Source organism: Streptomyces sp. NPDC002092 (assembly GCF_053593775.1).
In genome coordinates this window covers 1-4,489 of the sequence record NZ_JBSFDG010000049.1, presented here as the reverse complement: position 1 = coordinate 4,489, position 4,489 = coordinate 1, and the positions used below count along the sequence as shown (strand labels likewise).

Sequence of the window (4,489 nt, the reverse complement as noted above, 5' to 3'; positions counted from 1 at the left end):
AAACAAGACGCCGCATGCCTCCCTCGATCCGAGCCAGACCATGCCTGACCAGCAGAAATCAAGCGATCATGTTCGGTTGAGATACGGCTTCTCAGCCTGCGCCTCAAGCACCCCGCGTTGATCCGTGCGATTGCGCTCAGCCCTGACGCCGCACAGCTCTTCCTCTCAGCGCGGTCGGGCAACGGCTCGGAATGGATCGAGATCTGGGACACGCACAGCCGCTCACGGATCCGGCTGATCGAGGGCATGGGAGGCACCAGCATGGCAGTGAGCCCCGACGGACGGCTGCTCGCCGCCTCGGACGGCCGGTACGCCGAGGTGTCCACCGGCCGCGTTGGCCACCTGCCGCTCGGCTTCGACACCTCCGAAACGGTCGAGTTGGGTGGCGCCGCATCGAGCGCCCCGCCGCAGAACACCATCGGAACGCTGACTTTCAGCCCCGACGGGAAGTACCTGGCAGCGGGGGATCTCTCGGGACGAGTGACCCTGCTCGACGGCGGCCTGAAAAGACGCCTCGGGATCATGTCCGGGCTCGTCACCAGCGACCGCCAGGACGCTGCGGCAGGGGTCATCGCCCTGGCCTTCTCCAGTACGGGAGGGACTCTCGCCGTGGGAGGCGACGACGGCACCGTGCGGCTGTGGGACGTGGCCGCCAACCAGCCTTTGGGAACCGCTCTCCCCACCCCGAGCGACCCTGTCCAGGCCCTGTCGTTCGCCCCCGGCACGGACGCGTTGTACGTGGCGAGTGACTATGTTCCGTCGCAGACCTACAAGGTGTCGCCGAAAGCCGTGGCAGCCACGGTGTGCACACGCGCCGACGGCGGCCCTTCTCCACGGGAATGGCATCAGATGATCCCCGAAGTGCCCTACCGCAGGCTTTGCTGAGCGCGCCCTGCCGGCACTTCGAGAGGCGTTGAACTCGTTGACCGGGCAGACCAGCCGGACGCCGAACGCTACCTCGATCTCGGCGGCCTTGCGGCCATCATGCCGCTTCTTCCTCTGCCGCTGCCGCCCACTCCAGCCCGAGGCCGGCGAGCGCGGCGAGCTTGTCGGTGGTGAGCTTGCTGCGCTTCGACTTCGTGTTCGAGAGGAAGACTCCGAGCTTGATCGGGTGCTCCTGGCCGTCGATCACGGCTGTGCCAGGGCTGCAACGCCCCTCTCGAAGGCGCCCAGCCGTCGTGGGGGCCTTGGCGGGCGTTTCCTGCTCCGGGGGCACGATGCCGAGCTGTTCCAGGCGCTCACGCTACCTGTGGCGGCGACAAAGCAGGCCGAAGCGAGCGCGTGCGTAGGAGAGGGGCTCGTCTACTCTCTTAAGGCCCAACTACTCATGATTACCGGGAGGTTCGTTGTCCTCGGCGCCGCCACCCCAGAGCCCGAATCCGATGCCTGGCTCGGGGCCAGGACCGGCATCACCTCCCTCGCAACGGTCACGTGTGCGCCGGTTCTGGGACTGGTTCAGCGGTCTGAGCGAGGCTGGCAAAATCGGCCTCGTCGGCGCAGTCATCACAACCGTTGGTGGTGGCGTCTTCGGCGTGATCAACGCCCTCATTCCCGTATTGGCTGATGGCGGCAACGACAACGGACTGGATAACAAACCTGCGTCATCGGTACAGGCCTCGAAGACCCCGGACAGGAGTGTGACGTCGGCCAGCACCACTTCGCCGGCCAACCGGCCTCCCGATTCTGGTTCGCCAGGTTCCTCGGACGCCCCCGCTCCGAGCGCAACATCGAGCTCGGACTCGAACGCGATCCAGTACACAGGGCCCGTGCGCATTGCGGAGAAGGGGCCGGACCTCGATGTCGACACACCGACCGCTGACGAAAGCGGCGAAGACGTTCGGCTCGCCCTGATCGACCCGCCACGGATCACTGGCTATGGCGTGACAAGCGAGCCCGCGCTGGCACTGTGGACGGGCTCGGCCATGCCGAACAGGCAGCAGTGTTCCGACCAGATCTCCACCCAGGGCGTGCCAACTGTTGAGGTGAAGAAAGGAACGGTGGTCTGCGTCAAGACCGATGGTGGACGCATCGCCGTAGTGACGATCACCTCGACGAGCAACGTCTTCAGCACCGGCGAAATGGCTAAGGTGACCGTGTGGTCCGAGGTCTCCGGTTAAGCCCCGATGCCGGGTGACAGGCCGAACTGCCGACCTGCGCACAACGCGGCGGGCGCCCGGGAAACCCGGGCACCCGCCGCGTTGTGTAGAACCCGCCCTACACCATCATCGATGCCTGCGTCACCCATTCCAATCCGAGGCCGGCGAGCGCGGCGATGTCCAGGGCCGGTTGTTGTGATCAGAAGCGGGTTGGCTGGCCTGGACTGATCAAGTTGGTGTGGAAGGCGCGGGGAAGCGGCGTGAGGAGCTGGGTGGTGGGCGCGAGTGAGAAGGCGGGTCTTGGCATGGGACCTGACCAGGGCAGCAGGCGGTGCTGATCAGGTCTTGTCATCTTGGTTGGTTAGGGGGCGTGTTCACTGATCGCTGGTATCGCGTCGGCGGGGTGTGCGTGCCAGATGTGTGAAGTGGCCGCAGATGGGCGTGTTGGTGACTACCGTTTCTTCTCCGGTGATCAACAGGGGGCGGGGATGCAGAAGACGTCGCTGCGTAAGGGCGAGAACGTGTCTCTGCTGACAGCGCGGACGGTGCTGTCAGTGGCGGTGCCGGGGCTTTCAGCGGACGTGTCAGCGCTGCTGCTCGGCGCTGATGGCAAGGTTCGCGGCGATCATGATCTGGTTTTCTACAATCATCCGGCCCAGGACGGTGTGTCCGTTGAGGGCGCGGCGGTCACTGCGGAGCTCTCCCACCTGCCGGCAGGCGTGCACCGTGTAGTTGTCGTGGTGAGTGCTGACCCGCTGCAGCCAGGCGCCGTCTTCACCCGAGCGCCTCAGCTGACGATCAGCCAGAGCGGCGCCCCGTCGGCGTTGTTCACCGCGCCGGACTTCACGTCGGGGGAGACCGTCGTGGTCCTGGCGGAGCTGTACCGCCGCGGTGACGGCTGGAAGGTCCGTGCGGTGGGGCAGGGCTATGCCTCCGGCCTCGCGGGACTGGCGACCGACTACGGCGTCGATGTCGACCCCGAGCCTTCCGCTGTGCCGCTCCCTGCGCAGACATGCACGGCTCCGGGACAGGCCACTGCGGTGGACCTGACGAAGGTGGAGCGGCAAGCTCCGGGCCTGCTGGCGCCCGCGCGACAGGCTGGCCAGGCTCTCGCAGTCCGAGGGATGACGGGACGGCAAGCCGCGGTCTACCTCATCCTCGATCACGACTGGCACATGGAAGAGCTGTATGAGTCGTTCGCCGTGCAGGCCTTCGCCGAACGAGTCCTGGCCCTGTAGGCCAACCTCGACGACGACGGCACGGTGCCCGTGATCTTCTCCAGTGGGCGAGAGCCGTTCTTGGAAGAGATCCGGCTGGACAACTACCGCGGGCGTATCGGGCAGCTGCATACCCAGGTCGACTGGGGCTGGGGCAATGTCGCTGATGCGATGCGCCGCGCGGTCAGCCACTACCAGGAGTCCGGCGCTGCAGACCCCGCCTTCATCGTGACCCAGGTCGGTGACGAGCCCTGGGACAAAGCCGAGGTCCGCTCCATGCTCCAGAACACCGCCTCCTTGGGGATTTTCTGGCTGTTTATCGGATTAGGTCGCGGCAAGCTCGCCTTCTACAAGAACCTCAACGCCTCCGCCTCTGCGACCTTCACCAACGTCGCCTTCTACGACGCCAGCAAAAACCCGGGATCGGTGCCCGGCGAGCGGTTCTACACGGGCCTTGTCGACGCCTTCGCTACCTGGATCCAATCGTGAGGCTGGCGTGGCTGTGGATGGTGGACGGTTCCGCTGAATGGCCCGGGGGCCATTCAGCTCCGGCACCTCCGCACGTTGAATTCCGGCATTCCCATACCGGGCTTCCATTCTGTGGCTGAGCTATTCATGGCTGCGCAATTCTGTATGCGTCTGGCGGATTCATGCCGGGCGCAGGGGTGGAGCGGCCAGGCCCAAACGCTACACAGCCATTGCCTGTGATGCATCACGTCGGCCGTGCAGTCACTTGCGGATTGATGCGTAGACGGATTCCCCGCGTTACAGCGGGTTGATGTGTATGCTGACGGGGTATTGGTGAACGTAAACAGCCGGCTTCCAGGGGTGGGGGAGGGGTTCGGGTGGAGCGCAGCGGAGCCCGTCACTGCAGTGGGGCCGGCATCCCGCCAGGCGGACAGGCTGTCACTTCCGTTGTGGGGGTGGAGGCCTGGAAAGCCAAGGGCTATACAGTCCGCGCGTGATGCACCTCCCCTTACTGCCAGCCCCAAGAATCCCGCTTGCGGGATTCTGTCAATTTCGCGCTTGCGCGAATTGACACACGCTCAGAATTCCGTTTGCGGAATTCGATTCCCGCGCTTGCGCGGGAATTTGGCGGAGCGTCAGCGAAGCCGCTCTCTATGCGGCGCGCCAGCGCCGCATAGCCCGCTCCGCGGGGACAAACGCGTTCCAGCC

At 65.5% G+C, this 4,489-nt stretch carries 4 protein-coding genes and 1 pseudogene; 4 read left to right on the top strand and 1 reads right to left on the bottom strand.

What is annotated here, in order from left to right; all coding sequences use genetic code 11:
• The first annotated feature begins 117 nt into the window (after positions 1–117).
• Positions 118–885, top strand: coding sequence for a WD40 repeat domain-containing protein (locus tag ACWCRD_RS44915; protein WP_450971453.1), 768 nt, complete (start codon positions 118–120; stop codon positions 883–885).
• Between the two features lie 97 nt (positions 886–982).
• Here ACWCRD_RS44915 and ACWCRD_RS44910 read toward each other — a convergent pair whose 3' ends face one another.
• Positions 983–1,132, bottom strand: a complete 150-nt coding sequence (locus tag ACWCRD_RS44910; RefSeq protein WP_450971452.1) for a hypothetical protein — start codon at positions 1,130–1,132, stop codon at positions 983–985.
• Positions 1,133–1,433: 301 nt separating this feature from the next.
• On the opposite strand from ACWCRD_RS44910, the gene ACWCRD_RS44905 reads away from it, so the two are divergent.
• From ACWCRD_RS44905 to ACWCRD_RS44895, 3 genes and pseudogenes are all read left to right on the top strand, one after another.
• On the top strand, positions 1,434–2,117 hold the full coding sequence (locus ACWCRD_RS44905) for a hypothetical protein (protein WP_450971451.1): 684 nt from the start codon (positions 1,434–1,436) through the stop codon (positions 2,115–2,117).
• 467 nt (positions 2,118–2,584) lie between these two features.
• Entirely contained in the window at positions 2,585–3,334 is a 750-nt protein-coding gene (locus ACWCRD_RS44900; protein WP_450971450.1) for a TerD family protein, read from the top strand.
• Positions 3,335–3,346: 12 nt separating this feature from the next.
• Positions 3,347–3,802, top strand: a pseudogene (locus tag ACWCRD_RS44895) (VWA domain-containing protein); the annotation flags it as partial.
• Positions 3,803–4,489: the final 687 nt, after the last annotated feature.